Origin of the sequence: Robertmurraya korlensis NBRC 107688, assembly GCF_001591645.1 — a bacterium.
Classification (GTDB): domain Bacteria; phylum Bacillota; class Bacilli; order Bacillales; family Cytobacillaceae; genus Robertmurraya_A.
In genome coordinates this window covers 1-20,171 of record NZ_BCVH01000002.1, presented here as the reverse complement: position 1 = coordinate 20,171, position 20,171 = coordinate 1, and the positions used below count along the sequence as shown (strand labels likewise).

General features: G+C 37.5%; 22 protein-coding genes and 1 tRNA gene. 19 read left to right on the top strand and 4 right to left on the bottom strand.

Going from position 1 to position 20,171, the window contains the following annotated elements:
- Positions 1-47: 47 nt before the first annotated feature.
- The 16 genes from BKO01S_RS04950 (at position 48) to BKO01S_RS04875 (ending at position 15,912) form a co-directional block, all read left to right on the top strand.
- Complete coding sequence (locus BKO01S_RS04950) at positions 48-536, top strand: DUF4912 domain-containing protein (RefSeq protein ID WP_066049669.1); 489 nt, start codon at positions 48-50, stop codon at positions 534-536.
- The gene (locus BKO01S_RS04945) at positions 526-1,707 is read left to right on the top strand and encodes a glycosyltransferase family 4 protein (protein WP_232311172.1); all 1,182 of its coding nucleotides are present in this window, start codon (positions 526-528) and stop codon (positions 1,705-1,707) included. The genes BKO01S_RS04950 and BKO01S_RS04945 overlap by 11 nt, the downstream gene beginning before the upstream one ends.
- A gap of 37 nt (positions 1,708-1,744) precedes the next feature.
- Positions 1,745-3,187 carry a nucleotidyltransferase family protein gene (locus BKO01S_RS04940; RefSeq protein WP_066049663.1) on the top strand — a complete coding sequence of 481 codons (1,443 nt, stop codon included), beginning with the start codon at positions 1,745-1,747 and terminating at the stop codon, positions 3,185-3,187.
- 1 nt (position 3,188) lies between these two features.
- Complete coding sequence (locus BKO01S_RS04935; RefSeq protein WP_066049661.1) at positions 3,189-3,818, top strand: hypothetical protein; 630 nt, start codon at positions 3,189-3,191, stop codon at positions 3,816-3,818.
- Between the two features lie 75 nt (positions 3,819-3,893).
- Positions 3,894-4,043, top strand: a complete 150-nt coding sequence (rpmG, locus tag BKO01S_RS04930) for a 50S ribosomal protein L33 (protein ID WP_066049658.1) — start codon at positions 3,894-3,896, stop codon at positions 4,041-4,043.
- 74 nt (positions 4,044-4,117) lie between these two features.
- Positions 4,118-4,684, top strand: a complete 567-nt coding sequence (locus BKO01S_RS04925) for a 5-formyltetrahydrofolate cyclo-ligase (protein WP_066049657.1) — start codon at positions 4,118-4,120, stop codon at positions 4,682-4,684.
- On the top strand, positions 4,677-5,453 hold the full coding sequence (locus tag BKO01S_RS04920; protein ID WP_066049655.1) for a DUF92 domain-containing protein: 777 nt from the start codon (positions 4,677-4,679) through the stop codon (positions 5,451-5,453). The genes BKO01S_RS04925 and BKO01S_RS04920 overlap by 8 nt, the downstream gene beginning before the upstream one ends.
- Positions 5,454-5,508: 55 nt before the next feature.
- Complete coding sequence (locus tag BKO01S_RS04915) at positions 5,509-6,465, top strand: L-lactate dehydrogenase (RefSeq protein ID WP_066049651.1); 957 nt, start codon at positions 5,509-5,511, stop codon at positions 6,463-6,465.
- 62 nt (positions 6,466-6,527) lie between these two features.
- The gene (gene yqgO / locus BKO01S_RS04910) at positions 6,528-6,719 is read left to right on the top strand and encodes a protein YqgO (RefSeq protein WP_066049646.1); all 192 of its coding nucleotides are present in this window, start codon (positions 6,528-6,530) and stop codon (positions 6,717-6,719) included.
- A gap of 89 nt (positions 6,720-6,808) precedes the next feature.
- The gene (locus BKO01S_RS04905) at positions 6,809-8,329 is read left to right on the top strand and encodes a rhomboid family intramembrane serine protease (protein WP_066049644.1); all 1,521 of its coding nucleotides are present in this window, start codon (positions 6,809-6,811) and stop codon (positions 8,327-8,329) included.
- Positions 8,330-8,476: 147 nt separating this feature from the next.
- Positions 8,477-9,934: a spore germination protein gene (locus BKO01S_RS04900; RefSeq protein ID WP_066049641.1), complete on the top strand. Its 1,458-nt coding sequence runs from the start codon at positions 8,477-8,479 to the stop codon at positions 9,932-9,934.
- 124 nt (positions 9,935-10,058) lie between these two features.
- Positions 10,059-10,262, top strand: coding sequence for a YqgQ family protein (locus tag BKO01S_RS04895; protein ID WP_066049638.1), 204 nt, complete (start codon positions 10,059-10,061; stop codon positions 10,260-10,262).
- Positions 10,263-10,270: 8 nt separating this feature from the next.
- Positions 10,271-11,248, top strand: coding sequence for an ROK family glucokinase (locus BKO01S_RS04890; protein WP_066050545.1), 978 nt, complete (start codon positions 10,271-10,273; stop codon positions 11,246-11,248).
- A gap of 261 nt (positions 11,249-11,509) precedes the next feature.
- Positions 11,510-13,390: an LTA synthase family protein gene (locus BKO01S_RS04885; RefSeq protein ID WP_066049633.1), complete on the top strand. Its 1,881-nt coding sequence runs from the start codon at positions 11,510-11,512 to the stop codon at positions 13,388-13,390.
- Between the two features lie 115 nt (positions 13,391-13,505).
- Positions 13,506-14,693 carry a M14 family metallopeptidase gene (locus BKO01S_RS04880; protein WP_066049630.1) on the top strand — a complete coding sequence of 396 codons (1,188 nt, stop codon included), beginning with the start codon at positions 13,506-13,508 and terminating at the stop codon, positions 14,691-14,693.
- 73 nt (positions 14,694-14,766) lie between these two features.
- Positions 14,767-15,912, top strand: coding sequence for a YqgU-like beta propeller domain-containing protein (locus BKO01S_RS04875; protein ID WP_066049627.1), 1,146 nt, complete (start codon positions 14,767-14,769; stop codon positions 15,910-15,912).
- A 53-nt stretch (positions 15,913-15,965) separates the two neighbouring features.
- Here BKO01S_RS04875 and BKO01S_RS23800 read toward each other — a convergent pair whose 3' ends face one another.
- The gene (locus BKO01S_RS23800) at positions 15,966-16,139 is read right to left on the bottom strand and encodes a DUF2759 domain-containing protein (protein ID WP_084361969.1); all 174 of its coding nucleotides are present in this window, start codon (positions 16,137-16,139) and stop codon (positions 15,966-15,968) included.
- Positions 16,140-16,376: 237 nt separating this feature from the next.
- Between BKO01S_RS23800 and BKO01S_RS04870 the strand changes: the two genes are divergently transcribed.
- Entirely contained in the window at positions 16,377-17,009 is a 633-nt protein-coding gene (locus BKO01S_RS04870) for an MBL fold metallo-hydrolase (protein WP_066049624.1), read from the top strand.
- A gap of 136 nt (positions 17,010-17,145) precedes the next feature.
- The gene (locus tag BKO01S_RS04865; RefSeq protein ID WP_066049623.1) at positions 17,146-18,222 is read left to right on the top strand and encodes a class I SAM-dependent methyltransferase; all 1,077 of its coding nucleotides are present in this window, start codon (positions 17,146-17,148) and stop codon (positions 18,220-18,222) included.
- 64 nt (positions 18,223-18,286) lie between these two features.
- On the opposite strand, the gene BKO01S_RS04860 is transcribed toward BKO01S_RS04865, so the two are convergent.
- Together BKO01S_RS04860 and BKO01S_RS04855 are read right to left on the bottom strand one after the other, a co-directional pair.
- Entirely contained in the window at positions 18,287-18,532 is a 246-nt protein-coding gene (locus BKO01S_RS04860) for a DUF2626 domain-containing protein (protein ID WP_066049620.1), read from the bottom strand.
- Positions 18,533-18,618: 86 nt separating this feature from the next.
- A complete protein-coding gene (locus tag BKO01S_RS04855) occupies positions 18,619-19,317 on the bottom strand; it encodes a helix-turn-helix transcriptional regulator (protein ID WP_066049617.1) in 699 nt (232 codons plus the stop codon).
- A gap of 202 nt (positions 19,318-19,519) precedes the next feature.
- Here BKO01S_RS04855 and mgsR point away from each other — a divergent pair, with 202 nt between their 5' ends.
- Entirely contained in the window at positions 19,520-19,897 is a 378-nt protein-coding gene (mgsR, locus tag BKO01S_RS04850) for a transcriptional regulator MgsR (protein WP_066049614.1), read from the top strand.
- Positions 19,898-20,099: 202 nt separating this feature from the next.
- Here the strand turns inward: mgsR and BKO01S_RS04845 are convergent.
- Positions 20,100-20,171 (bottom strand) — tRNA-Gln (locus BKO01S_RS04845).

Genomic DNA, 20,171 nt, shown 5'->3' with positions numbered 1-20,171 from the left:
CCATACAAAAACATATACTGTTAATTTCTAAACTTTTGAGGTGCATGATGACGATTGTTTCAGATACATTGGCTAAAACAAAAGAAAAGGATGGCATACACACTAGGGTTTTTGCTGAAGACAAGCTTTTCGTGTACTGGCATACTTCACCGCTTAAAACGAATATGCTAAACCGATTTTTTAAACAATCTGTAAGTGGTCAGATTATGAGAGTGTATGATGTGACCAAACAAGAAGTAACCAATAACGAATCTTATCCTTACTTAGAGATAAGAGTACCAGATCAACAAAATTACTGGAGGCTAAAAGGGTTGAAGGAACATAAGGTATATATCCTTGAACTAGGGCTCTTAATTGAAGGTCACTATTTTCCTGTCCATAGATCCGAGTTTATTCATTTAAAAAAAGCTGATTTCATTCAAGAACAAAAATCACCTCATATGGTTGCAACAAATTCGCGTGGCTGGACGGGGAATGTGAGCACATACAGCTTCTACGAAGATGTGGAGGGAAGTGAGTTGGATCGTGAACAATAAGAAAAAGATATTGATTCTTACATGGGAATACCCCCCTAATGTCGTTGGAGGCCTGTCAAGGCATGTTGAAGGGCTAGCTAAAGCCCTAACCTCAATCGGGTATCATATTCATATCATAACAACCTGGATTGAAGAGCTCCCTTTGTACGAACGTGTAGGGGATATAGAGATTTTTAGAGTAGTTCCTTTAAACGAAGGAGATTCAAGTTTTGTCCGTTGGGTCGGTGGCCTAAATTTATCGATCATTCATCAAGCAATGAAGCTCATAAAAGAAAATGAATACGATTTAATTCATGCTCATGATTGGCTCGTAGGAGCTGCCGCTGTAACATTAAAAGAAGAATATCACTTACCGTTAATTACGACGATTCATGCTACCGAGCATGGAAGGAACGAAGGGATATTTACTGAAATGCAAAAAAAGATTGATGAACAAGAGAAAGAGCTTGTTCGTCATTCAGATAAAGTCATCATTTGCAGTACATCTATGAAGGAAGAAGTCCTTCAGATCTTTGAAGTAGAGTCTCAAAAAATTGTCATGATTCCTAATGGAATAGATACAAGCATTGCAAACATTACTTATAAAAGGGAAGTATTAGAAAAATTCCCAATCGATCTAGAGAAAAAAATGGTGTTTTCCATTGGAAGAATGGTAAAGGAAAAAGGCTTCCATACCCTTATTGAGGCAGCGAGAGAGATGGAAGGCAGTCGGCCTGATGTTTACTTTATGATTGCGGGAAAAGGTCCAATGCTCCAAGAGTTTAGACATCGTGTCGAAAGGCTCGGGCTGAAAAATATCCATTTTATTGGATTTGTTACAGATACCGAGAGAGAAGCTCTATTTAGACAATGCCATCTAGCAGTATTTCCTAGTTTATATGAGCCGTTTGGAATCGTTGCGTTAGAAGCGATGGCTTATTCGAAACCAACGATTGTTTCAAGTGTTGGGGGATTAAAGGGCATAATCCATCATTTAAATACTGGCTTATTAATGAGCAGCAATAGCGCAAATAGTTTTATTGAGCAAGCATCGGTTTTATTAGATAATGAAGAACTTGCAACTAGGTTAGGGAATGATGGGAAAAGAATGGTAGAAGCCATGTATAGTTGGAAAAGAATTGCCGAGGATACACACCGTGTTTATGAAGAAACCGTGTTAGGTTATAACTAATTTTGGTTCACACAAAGGATATAGAGGAGAGATAAGGATGAAGGGCGTGATATTAGCTGGTGGGAAAGGATCCCGGATGTCGCCACTTACATTGTTAACTCCAAAACCTCTCGTGCCCATTATGAATATTCCTGTAATTGATCTCTGTATCACATGGTTAAAATCACAGGGAGTAACTGAAATAGCCATAACAATCCATCATCTAGCGACGAAAATACAAAAACATTGTGGTGACGGGAGCAAATATGGAGTAAGGCTTGTTTATTTTTTTGAAAAAACCCCAATGGGTACTGCAGGTGGTCTTCAAGCATTAAGGGAATTTATTGATGGAACATTTATTGTAATTTCCTCCGATGTGGTCAATCGATTTGATCTTCATCATGCTGTTACTTTCCACCAAGAATCAGGAAGTGATTTAACCATAATAACAACCCCATTAGCTGACCCAGAACATTATGGTATTGTCATTAAAGATAAAAAAGGGAGAATTCGATATTTTTTAGAAAAGCCACCTAAGCATTTAATCTTTAGTGATCAAATTAATACAGGAATATATATTGTTGAACCATCCATATTAAACTATATCCCGAGTGACCGACAATTTGATTTTAGCCATGATTTATTTCCTCTATTGCTACAGGAAAATGCTGCGCTTCATAGCTTCACCCTGGAGGGTTACTGGATTGATATTGGCCAATTTCATACATACCACCAAGTTCACCGTGATTACTTATCACCCTTTTTGAATTGGATAGGAACTAGAGGATACAAGGAGTTTAAGAAGGGAGTGTGGGTAGGTCCAAATTGTGTAATCGACCCACTTTGTAGATTTGAAGGTCCAGTACTTATTGGTGAAGGTTGTCATCTTGGTTCAAATACGTTCATCGGTCCAAATACTGTGATTGGAAATAATTGTTTGATTGATAGTGACTGTTTCATAGAGGATTCGATTCTATGGGATGGTGTTCGAATGAATAAGGATTCTCAAATTGTAAACTGTGTCATTGCTGCCTTTGTTGTCGTTGAAGAGGGTTCGAGCATGATCAATAATAGGAAGGTTTTTGAAGAAAAAGTGTCACAGTGTAAAATAGAATGTGAAGACTCTACCAATCCCGTTCATTTTTTTGAAAATGAAGCCATGAACGTGGCCGAGGATAAGTTAAGTAGTGAATACAGCATGGAAAAACTTGAAACTAAAATACCATTTGATGCAATAGTGACTATTACGAAAGTTCATTGCCCGCCTAAACTAAAAAGTCGAATGGTTAGAATACTCATTGAAAGTATGCTTGATAAGACTGTGAATATTAACATAAAAGAAGGAATGCAGCTCTACTTCAGTCATAATCGTTGGGTATATATTTTTCCATACGAGACGGAAGAGTGTATTACCATCTATACACATGCGGAGAGTATTGAAGTTGCGCGAGCAATGGCTTATGAATGTCGTAACCAAATAATGATATACCAAGGGGTGTAGTATGATAACGAATACGTACGTAACGATGGAAAAGGAAACAACTGAGCACACTCCTTATTTGAGGAAGCAGTTTTCCACTATACCAGGTATTTGGATAGGGGGGAAAATACACTGGATCTCGAATGGACATGAAAAATTAATCTCCTCTGAGTCCCTTTCCATCCATGTAAAGGAAGAAAGTATCCATTCCAAAGTTCGTTTATTTCAAGTATATGTTAGAAACCATAGTGAGGAAGAAAAGAATCTAAAGCTTTTATTTATGAGCCGTCACCACGAAGTAGCGACCGAGCATCTTTCATTTGTGTCCCCCCTCGAGAAGGTAATTTTTCATCATTCAGGTGAAAAGATGTTCTTAGTGAACGGTCATTCGGAGGAAGGGACGATTCAGCAGACCATTCAACCACTTTGGAATATCCCGACTGAGCAAATATGGGCGGATCAAACAAAGGGAATCCTTAGATACCAACCGATGGGCAAGGGAGCATCGGCAAGTATTTTTTCACTCGATGTAAAAGTCCCTGCTCAATCTTCGAAAAAAGGGACCGCATGGGTGATCCAAGCGACTGAAAAGAATTTACTACTTCATCTTAATGAAACAATTTTAAAAAAACACACTAGCATTTCAAAATAAAAAGTGGTATTATAGAAAAGTCGTATGAACAAATAAACGAACAAGTCTGAACAGATAGAGTTTGGAGGGATAAATATGCGTGTGAACATTACATTAGCTTGCACTGAAACTGGTGATCGTAACTATATCACTACAAAAAATAAGCGCAATAACCCAGATCGTATCGAGCTGAAAAAATATTGCCCAAGATTAAAGCGAGTTACTTTACACCGTGAAACAAAATAAGCAGTAGGGTCATCCCCACTGCTTTTTTTTGTGTTTACATAAACTCTTATTCTGAAATACTAGGGGGAATACCGTTGACTAGTAAAAGGTTCCTTCGTTCAATCCTTCAACAAGACCTTCAGCAAAAGCCACAACAACAATACGAAAACCAATCTATTCAAATTGCTACTCATTTATTCGGTACAGAGGAGTGGAAGTACGCGAACACGATTGCAATTACGATTTCAAGATCCCCTGAAGTGGATACATACCCCATCATTCGTGAAGCCTGGAGAACAGGAAAAACAATTGTTGTTCCAAAATGTCATACTAGTACTCATACAATGACTTTTCATATAATCCATTCTTTTGAAGAATTAGAATCTGTCTTTTTCGGATTACTAGAACCAATTGTCAGTAAAACAGTCGAAATAAATAAGGGGGATATAGATTTAGTCATTGTCCCTGGCTTAGGTTTTACAACAAAAGGCTACCGTTTAGGTTTCGGTGGTGGTTATTATGATCGATTCTTAATTGATTATAAAGGTAAGACTCTTTCTTTGGCTTTTCCAGAACAAATCGTTTCTACCCTTCCTATAGAATTACATGATATTCCCGTAAAAAAGCTTATTACCCCTGGGGAGGTAATAAGTATTGATTGAATCTATCCTACTACCGTCGTTCATTATTTTTGCCGCTATCCTGGGCTATGTATTGCACTTTTTGACAAAGTCAGGAAGTGTTACAGCTATAGGTATCGGGCTACTTATTTGCTATGGGATAGGGATGAAAGGATTGATTATACTTGGGATATTTTTTGCTTCTTCTAGTCTTTGGTCAGTATACAGGAGAAAAGACAAGATGGTTGCTGAGGAGAAGCATGAGAAGGGGTCTAGAAGGGATTATCAACAAGTATTGGCTAATGGTGGGATGGCAGCACTAATCAGTATTTTATATGGATTTTTCCAAACTGATAGTTTGCTTATTGCTTTTTGCGTGTTTATTGCAACTTCTAACTCAGATACGTGGGCATCAGAAATTGGCATACTAAGTAAGAAAAGGCCTTACTCAGTCCGTACTTTCTCAGTTGTTGAAAGAGGAACGTCGGGAGCAGTTAGCCTTCTAGGGACTATGGCAGCGGTAATGGGTGCTCTTGTCATTGCTATAACATCCTATGTTTTATTTCATTTAGAACTATCCGAGCTGTGGGTGATTTTTATCTTTGGATTTTTGGGGAATGTCATAGATACCTTCCTTGGAGCTTATGTACAAGCCGTATATATGTGTTCTAGCTGTGGAGTGGAAACAGAGAAAGTAAGTCATTGTCAAAGAAGAACATCTCTAATTAGAGGGAGAACATTTTTTAACAATGACGTTGTTAACTTTATTTCTGGCTTTGCACCTGCAATTGCTATATTGTTGATGCATTAGGTCATGAAAATACTTAATTGGGGAAACCATAAGTATGAACTAAGGAGGGAATGAAATGAAAAATCATGTTAATCGTGTAGCTCTTATTGGAACTGGTGCTGTAGGTTCCAGCTATGCATTTGCACTGTTAAACCAGGGGGTAACGGAAGAGTTAGTACTAATTGATTTAAATAAGGAAAAATCAGAAGGGGATGCCATGGATTTAAATCATGGGCTACCTTTTGCACCAAGTCCGACGAAAATATGGTTCGGTGATTACAGTGATTGTAAAGATGCTGATTTAGTTGTCATTTGTGCAGGAGCAAACCAAAAGCCGGGTGAAACAAGATTAGATTTAGTCGAAAAGAACACACGAATATTCAAAGGAATTGTTGAGCAAGTTATGGCAAACTCCTTCGACGGTATTTTTTTAGTTGCTACAAATCCTGTTGATATTTTAACATATGCAGTTTGGAAATTTTCTGGGCTACCTAAGGAGAGAGTAATTGGCTCGGGTACAATTCTTGATACAGCGAGATTCCGCTATCTTCTAGGAGATTATTTTCATGTGGACACGAGGAATGTTCATGCTTATATAATCGGTGAACATGGTGATACAGAACTTCCTGTGTGGAGTCGAGCTGATATTGCTGGCCTTCCTATTTCCCAATGGATCAAGAAAGATAGTGAGTATAAGCAGGAGGATTTAGAAGAGCTATTTCATAATGTTAGGGATGCAGCGTATCATATTATTGAGAGAAAAGGTGCGACTTTTTATGGAATTGCGATGGGCTTAGTTCGTGTAACAAAGGCAATCTTGCAAAATGAAAACTCAGTTCTTACTGTGTCAGCCTATCTCGATGGGGAATACGATCAAAAAGATGTTTACATAGGAGTACCTGCAATAGTAAACAGAAATGGGATTAGAGAAGTAATCCATTTAGACTTAGATGAAACAGAGAAGGTAAAGTTTGCTCACTCTGTGAAAGTACTGAAAAAAGCAATGGAACCTGTCATCAATATCGTAAAATGATTTTCAATTATCATGGATAAAAATGAAAATGGCGTTTCAAACTATAGGTAGGAGGGATGATGATGTCACGCTTATTTTCGATGGTAATAGTTGGTATTGGTGGTTATTACGCTTATAAAAATCGTTTTCGGTTGGTTAATATCGTACTTGGTAGTCCAATGATCAGGAGAATGGTTGTTCGTTCCTTAATGAATGTACCGTTTGTTCGAAATCTAATGACAAAAACGGTATTCTCCGGACGTCCTGCCTATTAATAAAAAAGACCAAAGTGCATGATGCTTTGGTCTTTTTTATGTCTCATATATAATGTGAGTATACGTTTGTAAAGGAATGAGGGGGAAGCTTGGATAAATTAGAAGATTATTTATTTTGGAAGCTTGCACATTTTCTTATCCATAAAAAAGAATATCGATTGTTAAGGTCCTCAACTTCACAGCAGGAATTGTGGTTTGAAAAAGTAGAGAATAAGCAGGTACCGATTATTCGGCTTCGACGGGTCGATTTGGACTGGAGCAATTGGCTTGCTCGGGATATAGAAAACACGGGGAACAACGGTGATGCAATCCGACGCCAGTTTATTCGTGGGGAGGCAAATGTATTAAATATATATGTATCAGCCTATCCACCAGTCGATGACTATGAGTTCTTACTTACAGAACAAAAGCTCCTGAAAACAAACCTAACAACAAAGGTTATTACTAGAGATTCATATAATAGAGTACTATCTGACTTAGAGCAGGTGTTCAATGAGGAAGTGCCTTTCGAAAGCAAGGAGGAGTATTCTCTTGATGAGATTGAGGTCCTAAAAAATGCTACTCTAGAAAAAGCGATTGAACGTATAAAAATAGAAAAATCGATGTTTGAGTATGGAAAACCCTTTTTTACATATGTATTCATTGTGTTCCAAATTGCTGCATTTCTTTTTCTTGAATTAAAAGGGGGAAGTACCAATACAGCCACCCTCATTAAGTACGGCGCGAAATTCAATCCGCTCATTCTAGAGGGAGAGTGGTGGAGATTTTTAACGCCTATTTTACTTCATATCGGTTTCATTCATTTGTTTATGAATACATTGGCTTTGTACTATCTTGGGACTACAATTGAAAGAATCTATGGACGGCTGAGATTTCTTTTTATATACTTAGTGGCTGGTTTTAGTGGGTCACTGGCCAGTTTTTTATTCAGTACAAGTCTTTCAGCGGGTGCAAGTGGTGCGATATTTGGCTGCTTTGGTGCTCTTTTATACTTCGGACTTAACTATCGTTCGCTATTTTTTCGGACGATGGGATTTAATGTCCTAGTGGTCATTGCTATTAACCTGTCACTCGGTTTTACGATTCCAGGAATTGATAACGCTGGTCATCTTGGTGGTTTAGTAGGAGGCTTTCTGGCAACAGCCATCGTTCATTTTCCAAAACAAAAAAAATGGTTTCGGCAGGCTTTGTTTTTATTACTAACCGTTGTAGGAATGGGCAGTTTGTTATGGTATGGATATACAAATCCAGAGGAAATTATCGATACACAGTCGGTGATGGTTTTGTCTCAGATCTATCTTCAGGATGAGAACTATGATAAAGCTTATGATTTATTAAATAACGCCGTTCAAACTCATCAACCGGATGCAGAATTATTTTTTCAGCTTTCTTATGTTGAAATCAAAAAAAACGACCTATCCTCAGCGGAAAAGCATCTACAGAGGGCAATTGAACTTGATAAGAATTTCCACGAAGCATTCTATAATCTTTCGCTTATTTATTATGAATTAGGAAATAGAGAGGATTCACTTAAATATGTCCAAAAAGCAGCAGAGCTTGCACCAAGTCGTGAGGAGTACCAAAGCCTTATAGACAAATTACAGGAGTAAATAATTAATAGTACTTTCCATGGTGATGTCATAATGACGTCACCTTTTTCAATTGTTAGAGTATGTTTTTTTTCCTGTATGTCAAAGATGTTGAAGTATGCATGGAAATGTTTGGAGTAAGCTCTTCAATTGAACGAGGTGGACACTATGGAAGCAGCAAAACAAAAGGTAAGTTCAGAACTACATAAAAATACAGGTTATTTAAAGGACGCCCTTGGTGTTGATAAAAGTTTTGATGTGATTCAATTAGATGTTAAGTACGCAGAGAGGGAAATGGCGTTTTATTTTGTTGATGGCTTTGTTAAAGACGATATTCTTCATTACTTAATGAAGCTATTAGCAGATCTAAAGAAGGAACAGCTCGAGCCTGATGCACTTAGTGCCTTGTTAAAAACGTATATTCCTTATGTAGAAGTAGAAACTACCGACGATTTAGATAAGGTTGCTGACACAGTATTAGCGGGCCCTACAGCTCTTCTTGTAGATGGAATACCAACAGCCATTTTGATTGATGCAAGAACATATCCAGTTCGTGGGCCTCAAGAGCCGGATATTGAAAGGGTAGTTAGAGGAGCAAGAGATGGATTTGTAGAGACACTCGTTTTTAATACAGCCCTTACCCGAAGAAGAGTTAGAGATCGAACGTTACGTATGGAATACTTGCAGGTTGGCAGAAGATCAAAAACGGATATTGTAATTAGTTATATTGAGGACATAGCCGATCCCCATATGGTTAAGCAGTTAAAAGATTCACTATCAAAAATAGATACCGATGGCTTACCGATGGCCGACAAAACGATTGAGGAATATTTGTCAGGTAGACATTGGAACCCATTTCCCGTCATTCGATATACAGAAAGGCCGGATACAGCCGCTGCACACTTATATGAGGGTCATGTCTGTATTATCGTTGATGGATCACCAAGTGTTATCATTACCCCGGTTACCTTTTGGCATCATCTGCAGCATGCAGAAGAGTACCGAAATAAGCCGATTGTTGGTGCATATCTTAGACTCGTTCGTTTTATCGCAGTTTGGTCATCCATCTTTTTATTACCATTATGGTATTTATTAGCGACGAATAAAGAATTGTTGCCAAAGGCTATTTCCTTTATCGGCCCAAACGAGATGGGACAAATACCGCTCTTTTTACAGTTTCTACTAATTGAAATTGGGCTAGACGTGCTGAGGATGGCTGCCATTCACACCCCTTCGGCTTTAGCGACTGCACTTGGTCTTGTAGCGGCCCTGATGATCGGACAGGTTGCTGTAGAAGTCGGATTATTGAGTAATGAGGTTATATTATATTTCTCTATTGCTGCACTAGGAACATTTGCAACACCAAGCTATGAGTTAAGCTTAGCGACAAGATTAGTAAGACTTTGTTTGTTAATTTTCACAGCTATATTCCATACCATTGGGTTTGTGGTAGGGACCATGTTACTTATTCTTTTACTCGCTAATATGAAGTCTTTTGGTGTTCCCTATCTATGGCCGTTTATCCCATTTGATGTGAAAGCACTAAAAGATGTTCTTATTCGCTCTCCAATCCCGTTAAAAAGTAAGAGACCTGAAGTTTTAAATCCCCAAGATCCTGATAGATAATGCATGCCTTTCTTTTTAGAAAGGCATATTTTTTTGTAGTATTGAGTAATGTGCGGTTTTCGATTATACTTTTTATGAAAGCGTTTGTACAGGCTTTCACAATTAAGTATCTTGAGGTAATTAGATGAAAAATACATATGATATTCAACAATTCTTAAAAAAGTTTGGGACCATTATTTATGTTGGTGACCGTCTGGCTGATTTAGAGTTGATGGAGGAAGAGTTGAAGGAATTATATCAATCACAGTTGATTGAAGAGCAGGACTTTCAAACGGCAGTATTTATTATCCGTCATGAAATTCAACTAATGAACAATAAAGAGGAGTAGGTGTGAGTATGTCAGATAAGTGGTTGGTTGGGGTAGATTTAGGAGGAACAACAACAAAGCTTGCTTTTATAAATCAATATGGTGAAATTTTAAAAAAATGGGAAATCCCTACTGATAACAGCAATAAAGGGAAAAATATTACGATTAATATTGCGAAAGCCATCGATCAAGCGCTTGAAGAGTTAGATCAGCCAAAAAGTAAGCTTGCTGGGATTGGGATGGGTGCGCCTGGTCCGGTGGATTATTCAACAGGAATTGTCTATAACGTAGTAAACTTAGGCTGGGATGATAACTATCCTTTAAAGGATTTATTAGAGGTGGAAACTTCTTTACCTGCTGTGATTGATAATGATGCAAACTGTGCTGCCCTAGGTGAAATGTGGAAGGGTGCAGGAAATGGTGGGAAGGATATTGTTGCTGTCACATTAGGTACAGGAGTTGGTGGAGGAGTCATCGCTAACGGACATATCGTCCAAGGGGTTAGTGGAGCTGCTGGTGAAATTGGTCACATCACTTCTATCCCTGTTGGAGGCGCGCCATGTAATTGTGGCAAAACAGGTTGCCTAGAAACCATCGCTTCAGCCACAGGAATTGTTCGAATAGGTAAAGAAAAGTTACATGCCCTGCAAGATTCCGGTGGAGAACTAGCCTCCATTTATCGTGAAGAGGGAACCATTACAGCCAAGAATATTTTTGATAGTGCAAGAAATGGAGATGTACTTGCAAAGGAAATTATTGAGGTAGTAAGTTTCCACCTTGGACTAGCATTAGCGAATATTGCAAACTCACTTAACCCAGAAAAGATTGTTTTAGGTGGAGGAGTTTCAAAAGCAGGAGATATTTTGTTAGACAGTGTTCGTCAAAACTTTGAGAAATACGCCTTTTCGAGAGTGAAGGAATCAACAAAAATCGCTGTTGCGACACTTGGTAATGACGCAGGTGTTATTGGAGCAGCTTGGTTAATAAGGGATTATGTAAGCAAATAATTAGGAAAGGGCCTCTACGATAAAAAGTAGAAGGCTCTTTTTTGGCTAGTGCTGAAATAAAAAAATGGACAAAGTTGAAACTATTTTAGGTTTCATTCGTCTATTATTAGGGTAATATGGAGTTCAGTTAATTTAACATTATAAATCACTAATTTAATGATGAGTTTGATTTTTCGTTAAAAAAGGGTTAAGATTATTTTTGGTTAACTATGATTCTACCAAAATATACCATTGACCGAAGATACAGGAGGTACCAGCTGCATGAACAAGTTGAAATGGTCAAAGTTTCCTTTGATTGCTATTGCAATCGTATTGCTCTGGATAAAAACGTATATAGTCTATAAAACTAGCTTTGATATTAAAATTGAAAACTGGAGACAAGAGTTTATTTTATTTATAAACCCGTTGAGTTTCCTAATGTTTGTCTTTGGTATTGGCTTGTTTTTAAAGGGAAAAAGCCAAAATCGATTCATTATTTTTACAAGTTTCCTTATGTCAGCCGTGTTGTTCGGTAACGTTGTATTTTATCGTTTCTTTAATGACTTCTTAACGATACCAGTATTGTTTCAAACTAGTAATATGGCAGACTTGGGAAGCAGTGTAAATGAGCTTTTAGAGTGGAAGGACCTGTTATATTTCACTGACTTTTTTCTGATTGTTGCATTTATCCTAAGAAAACCAGTATTAAATGAGCTGAGGGACCGTAATAAAGTAGTGATAAGTGCGTATTTTTTATTCACTACCGCCATTGCATTTTTTAATTTAGGTTTGGCTGAAGCTGAGCGACCACAACTTCTTACTCGTACATTTGACAGGGAAATGCTTGTTAAAAATATTGGAACATACAATTACCATATTTATGATGCCTTTTTACAGTCAAAATCGTCTGCACAAAGAGCACTAGCAGACGGTAGTGAATTGGTCGATATTGAAAACTATGTTCGGGCAAATTACAAGCGTCCGAGTGATGACATGTTTGGAATTGCCAAAGGGAAAAATGTGATTCTTATTTCTATGGAATCAACCCAAAGCTTTGTGATCAATGAGGAAGTGAATGGGCAAGAAATTACTCCATTCCTGAATCAATTTATTAAGGAAAGTTATTATTTTGATAACTTCTATCACCAAACTGCACAAGGGAAAACGTCAGATTCTGAGTTTATCGTTGAAAATTCTCTATACGGGTTAAGCCGCGGGGCAGTATTCTTTACCCATTCAGAAAATGAGTATCGAGCGACACCAGAAATCTTAAAGGAAAATGGTTACTATACAGCTTCTCTTCATGCAAATAACAAAAGCTTTTGGAATCGCGATTTAATGTATGATTCATTAGGCTATTCAAGATTCTATGCACTTGGTGATTACGAAGTTAATGAGGCAAATTCGATTGGATGGGGACTCAAGGACATTCCTTTTTTCGAACAATCTGTTGATCATTTAAAGAGTATGCCTAAACCGTTTTACTCAAAATTTATCACTCTAACTAATCACTTCCCATTTGAGCTTGGCGAGGAAGATTTGTTTATACAACCTTATGATTCTTCTAATAAAACAGTAAATAATTATTTTCCAACAGTCCGTTACCAAGATGAAGCTTTAAAACTTTTTATAGAGGATTTAAAGGAAAGTGGCTTGTACGAGGATTCAATTATTATCCTTTATGGTGATCATTATGGTATATCTGAAAATCATAATAAGACAATGGGTGAGTTTTTAGGCAAAGAAATAACACCTTTTGAGAGTACTCAGCTTCAAAGAGTTCCATTAATCATTCACATTCCTGGTCAAGAAGGAAAGGTGATTCATAATGTATCAGGGCAGGTTGATTTAAAACCTACGATTCTACATTTACTTGGAATTGATACGAAGCAAAATATTGATTTTGGTTCTGATCTGTTTTCTAAAGACTATACTGAGTTTACGGCACTTCGTGATGGAAGCTTTATCACAAAGGATTATGTTTACACAAAAGGCACATGTTACGACAAATCAACTGGGGAAGCAACAGATTCTGCCAATGCTTGCGAGCCATATATGGAAAAAGCAAAAAATGAGCTTGAATACTCTGATAAGATTGTTTACGGAGATTTGCTTCGTTTTTATGAAAAAACGGGAAATGTCAAAAAGGATACAAAGAAGTAATCAAAGAGAAGCCTACTTTGTAGGCTTTTTATTATAGCTTCATTTTCCCTACTCTTTCTAGGAATCTTTTTTCATCTTCTTCATATGAATCGATAAAGGAAGGAGATGATGGTCTTTGAAAGTTAAGGTACGGACTGGAGACTCATTGGACTATTATAGTCATTTGTTTATGTTACCAATGCAATTGATACTAGAGGCTAATCAACTTACAAATAATATGCCCCTTGAAAAAGGGCAAACAATACAAATCCCGGGTTTTGAGCTAGAAACACGTAGTATTGGTCAAAACGATGCTTTTTGGAGACTTGCTATCGACTATAATCTCTCCATCGATGCATTATTGTTAGTCAATCAGAAGCGAAATCCAAATACCCTTGAGCAAGGGGAAGTTGTTTATCTTCCAAAGCGAATCATCAAACCGGTCATACATGGACAGACATTTTATGATTCGGCTCAGCTTGAAACAGATATAAAAAAGCTTGTTGATAAGTATCCTTTTATTTCAATAAGCACAATTGGGCAAAGTGTTCGTGGAAAGCCAATCCATGAACTTCGATTGGGGAGGGGCGATTTAAAATTACATTTCAATGCTTCTTTTCATGCGAATGAATGGATTACTACCCCGATTCTTCTGCAGCTAGTTAATACCTTTCTACTAGCATTAACAAACCACAGAACAATTAGAGGACTTGATATTCAGGCCCTGTATAATCGTATAGAGTTATCAATCGTACCAATGGTTAATCCGGATGGTGTTGATTTGGTTCTACATGGACCGTTAGAAAGTGAGTTAGAGGATTTAATTAGGTTTAACGGTGGAAGCAGTGATTTCGTCGGGTGGAAAGCAAATATTCGAGGAGTGGATCTGAATAATCAGTTTCCAGCTAAATGGGAAATTGAAAAGGAGAGAAAAACACCTAAGTCTCCGGCAGCCAGAGATTTCCCTGGCAATGAGCCTCTAACAGAACCTGAGGCAATCGCAATGGCTAAACTGGCCAAAGAGAGAAAATTTCACCGGCTCTTGGCATTTCATACACAAGGAGAAGAGTTTTACTGGGGATATGAGGGGTTAGAACCAGGGGAGGCTCATTCAATAGCTAAAGAATTCGAACGTGTTAGTGGCTATCGTTCTGTGCAGTATATCGACAGCCATGCAGGGTACAAAGACTGGTTTATTCAAGAGTTCAAACAAGCTGGATTTACGATTGAACTTGGAAAAGGAATCAATCCTCTTCCGCTTTCACAATATAGAAAGATCTACCATGAGATGTTAGGGATTTTTTTAGCTGCTATGTATGTTTAGGAAAGTTTTTACTTGTTCACTGCATAAGAGAAGGGTAAAATAAATTTAATTGTCTTTAAGGAGGAAAAGAATAGTGTTTTCAGTAAAAACTAAACAGGCACTTTATCTCATTCTTTTCCTTCTTTGTATAGTTCTATTATTTGGGTGCAGTAAGGAAAGCAAACCAAACAGCTTACCTCAGTCGTTACATAATAATGAGTTAAAAAAGAAGGAAATTCCTCTATCATTTACTGGTGCAGAGATCATACTGCCAATCAAAGAAATAGAGGGAAGCTTTTATACTGCTAGTGGTTGGTTAGATAATCAAACGATATTGTATGTAACCGAAACTAGTGAGGGTTCAGCTTTATATTCCTACGATTTAGTCGAGGGTCAATCTACTTTGTTGTATTCAAGTGTTTATTCTATCGTGTCAGTAATGATAAGCCCTACGAAAAACAGCATACTGATCCATTCTTCACCTAATTCAAGTACAGGCTTGGTAACGGTTATCTCGTCTAATGGAAAAATGATATTATCCTCTGAGATTCCTTCAAATGAATTGGCCATTGAATGGAATGAGTATAACGAAAATTTGCTGCTAATAACGAGTTTTACAGAAGAATGGCAGTATCACACCTATACATTGGATATAAGCAATAATACACTTGCGCAAGTTAACATTCCTCAACCATTTGCGTATTGGAGTAATGTAAACGAACTGTTGTATTTAGATTGGCGCACAGACAGTCCATCGCTGTCAGCTCCGCTAAAAAAATACAATATTAATAGTAAGGTTAGTAATGATGTTATGAAGGATGTCTATCAAGTAGATGTTTTTCCAAAGCACACCCTTACAATAACGATTAACCAAAGCGAGGAATCAGCGGTAGGCAACTACACATTTTTTGACCAAGACTTTCAAATGAAATCTCAATTGTTATTGCCGCAGCTGTCCAATTATTCAGGATGGTTTGTCCCTTTTTATGATTACGAAAGGAATTCTGATGTTTTCCTTACATTTAAACCAGAATATAGTACAGAGTTAGACAACTATGAAGGGGAGTTCGACCTTATTAAGCATTCCGTTAATTCAGGTGAGGAGCTTGTAGTAATGGAAAACTTAGTAAATGAACCGATTAGTTGCTCGCCAAACGGAACGATGTGTTTGTATGGCTATAGCTTTGAAAACCTTCTTATCCTTGAAAAGGAACAGAAATTAGAATTGAAAGAGCAATAAAAAGGACTGTGAAAAAAATATTTCACAGTCCTTCCTATTGCCTCGCAATCATTTTAGTGCGCTGCTGGATATCCATGGTGAATAACAGTCATCACCGTAAAGAAACCGAAAATTGCTAAAGTTCCTACAGCAAAAAATAACCCGAGGAAATTTTTGTTTTTTAGTGAACTAAATGCTCCGTATGCTGCTAGCAATGTTACTAAAGCAAATATAATGACCAATCCCACTTTGACAGCCCCCTTTATCAAATGGTAAAGACAAATGCCTTTTATCATTTCATGCATATTCAGTATCCTATGTAACGTAAGTGTTTACATTCGTATTTTATTGTAGCGGTTTTTATCACATTTGTCGAGGTCTAAAAGTGACACTTTCTTGACTTCAAATCTTTGACCAATATTTCTCCTTTCCGTAAAACTAGTGTAAAATATTCTTAAGATTAAAATGGAGATGGAGGAATTGGTATGAAGTGGGAACAGGTTCCCCTTGGTCCGTTACAAACAAATAGTTATATCGTAACCGAAGGAAATCATTGCCTTGTTATTGACCCGGGTGATGAAGGGAAAAAACTAATTCAATTACTTGAAAAGAGAAAAGTAGTACCACAAGCGATTCTTTTGACACATGCTCATTTTGACCATATTGGAGCAGTGGACATAATTAGAGATCATTATCGTGTACCTGTATACATACATAAAAAGGAAGAAAATTGGTTAGGAGATCCGTCATTAAATGGTTCGAAATTCTTTATGATGCCAGTGTCTACATCTGTAAATCCAGCAATTGTTTTCTTTGATAAGGAAGAAACATTAACCATTGGTGACTTTACTCTATCCGTGTTTGAGACGCCTGGACACTCTCCAGGCAGCGTCTCTTTTTACTTTAAAGAAGCAGAGTTCGTCATTTCAGGTGATGCACTGTTTCAACAAAGCATTGGGAGAACTGACCTACCTGGCGGAAATCATGAGCAACTAATTAAGAGTATTCATAATAAATTACTTGTACTTCCTGAGCAAACACTAGTATTGCCAGGACATGGATTTACAACTACTATCGGTGACGAAATGGATGCCAATCCGTTTTTAAATGGTTTTTAACAAATGAAAAGACCCTACTCAACATGAGAAGGGTCTTTTATAGGGATTTTTCATTCCTTCTTTGGGAGGGATGATTACTTAAAGACCATATTACAAAATAAAAACTGTGTCAATAGAATAAAGTAGGGAGATGCGAGTGAAGAAAAAAATAGTAGAAATGATTACTTCATCCAAACATCAACAAATCTCCTATGCAGATTATATATCCACTGCCTTGTACGATACGGAGTGTGGTTATTATATGAAAGCTCGGGAGAAGGTCGGCCGGCAAGGTGATTTTATAACAACCAGTAATATAGGTAATATTTATGGACAGTTAGTTGCTAGATGGTACTATAATCAAGTATCCAATGGAGTTGCACCTGCCAATGTTTGTGAAATGGGGGCAGGTACGGGGAGATTTGCACATGCATTTTTGGAAGAATGGAAGCTGTTAACGAACGATCCTATAACGTATTATGTTTTAGAGACAAGCCCTTTTCATCAGGAACTTTTACAAAAAGGAATCGGTGATGAGGAAATAAAAATAATTGATAGCTTGAATAAGCTTAAAGGCTTTCGTGGAATGATGTTTTCAAATGAGCTATACGATGCCCTTCCAGTCCATGTGATCGAAAAGAAAAATAGTACTCTATATGAAGTGATGATTACGGTAGAAAATGATGACTTTAAAGAGGTGTTAGTACCACTAACGAATAACAGAGTTCGTTCCTACGTAACAGAATTTATGCGGGACCTCGGAGAACACAAGCGAGTAGAAGTACCAGTAGCAATGGTTGATTTCATTAGGGAGGTTTCTAGCGTAATCGATTCAGGAATCATTCTATCGGTTGACTACGGTTATACAGACTCTGAATGGGAAGAGCCCGCTCGATCACAAGGAAGCTTAAGGGGATATTTGAGGCATCAAATGATAACAAATCTTCTTGCTAATCCAGGCGAGATGGATATCACCTCTCATGTACAATGGGATCCTTTTATTAAAATCGGGGAAAAGTATGACCTCACATTAGAACAATTTATGAGACAAGATGAATTCTTTTTAGAAATCGGTATCTTAGATTTGTTGAAAGATCATTACGATCCAAACCCATTTTCGGAGCAAAGTAAGCGGAATCGAGCAATCCGCAGTTTAATTACTCCTGGTGGAATGAGTAGCCATTTTCAAGTAGTCATTCAATCCAAAAATGTATCAAATAAGTTTTCTATATAATAAAAAGCGATGGAAAGATTCCATCGCTTCTTCCTCTTTATCATTTCAAGAGGTTTCGTTCCTATTAATGTCCGCCAGCACCTGGTGTCATCATAAATGTTGTCCAGTATGTAAAGCCAACGAAGAATACTGTTAAATAGGCACCGAAAATATAAATATACATACGTTCAGAAAGCTTTAGGTAGCTTAACAGAATGAAAAACCCCGTTTGACCAAAGAATAGCAATGATGTTTGTGGCATATGCCCTAGGTAGAACATAACAGCAAAAATACCTGTCCAAAACCCCATTACTCTAAACATACGATCCATATGATCCCTCCTTTTCACCCTACAAGTCCCTTACCTTACAATATTATAATGTAAACGCTATGAAAAAGTAAACAGGAGTTTGCTTTTTAATTCGTGATTAATGCTTGATAAGCGCATGCATCGCAGCCATTAATTAGGTTTTGCTTCTCAACTAACTCAACATCCGTAAAGAGCGATTCGAACATTCCTTTTAGGAATTCGTGATGTGTTTCACAAACGGCATCTGGATGCTCGGCCGCGATTTCTTTAAATGGACAGTTGAAAATTTGAAAATATATACGTGTCTGGTCTTCACTCACTTCAAATTCAGGATAGAAGCCAGCCATTGTTGCAGCATTTTTTAATGTGTTTAACTTTTGTTCAAACGTTGGGAAATCCCCATGGTGCTGTCTGGCCATTTCTTGTTCAATCATTTCCTTGCCAAATCTTTTCCCAGTCAAGCGCAACACTTTGTGACCTTCTTCTCCGAGAGATAGCATAGACTCCATAGTGATTTTAGCAAGTAATTGATAGTCCCGGAACGGAAAGTTTAACTGGATGACATCATCTGACAAACGGTATAACCTACTAGGCCTACCACCTTTTCCTGTCTTCTTGGTTTCCGAGATCAGCATATTGACATCTTCAAGCTTAGATAGATGTAGTCTTGCTACGTTCGGATGAATATTAAAATTGTCTGCAATTTCTTGAACGGTAACTTCTTGATGTCTTTTCGTTACGTACTGATAAATGTAATAACGAGTTGGGTCCGATAATACATTGGTTATCTTTAATGTTTGTTCCATGTTTGCCACACCTCTCGGGATCTCCTTAAATTTATTCCATTATAATACAGGCGGCGGTAGTAAAAACTGTATTCACTATAAGTTTATAAAATGTTCACAACTTGTTGGCGAAATATTGAACATATATCTATACAAAAGTTATACAAAAGGTTAAAATATGTTTAACAGATTAATGAAATCACTTCCAAAGGCGGGGAAAAGGATGAATGATATTATATTTTTCACTTATCCAAGTTGTACATCTTGTCGAAAAACGAAAAAGTGGCTAACATCAAATGCAGTGGAATTTGAAGAAAGACATTTATTTAAAAGCACACCTACTAGTAAGGAGCTTGTAGAAATGCTCTCACTTACAACAGAGGGATTGGATGAATTACTTGCAACAAGAAGTCAAATATTTAAAAGTTTGAATCAGGACGTAAATGATCTGACACTTTCACAAGTAATTAATATGCTTATTGAGGAACCAAGATTGCTAAAACGACCGATCGTAACAGATGGAAAAAAGTTAGTGGTCGGTTACAATCCTGATGCTTTAAAGAGCATCGCCAATAAAAAAATGATTAAGAAGAGTAGCTAACAATGAAAAAGGGAGGACCTCTGTCCTCCCTTTTTTCTATGTCTAGATATTATGTTGCTAAACAGGCGCTTCTGCTTTTCTTTGTCTAGCTACGAAAGCTAGCCCCTCGTGGCCATAAGCCAAATCTCTCCAGAAGGCAGGCCTTCCTGCGAGATTCGTCTTATGCCTGTCGGGGCTGAGCAAGCTTTCTCCGCTTTTCTTACTGGGCTAGCTGGATTCGAACCAACGCATGACGGAGTCAAAGTCCGTTGCCTTACCGCTTGGCTATAGCCCA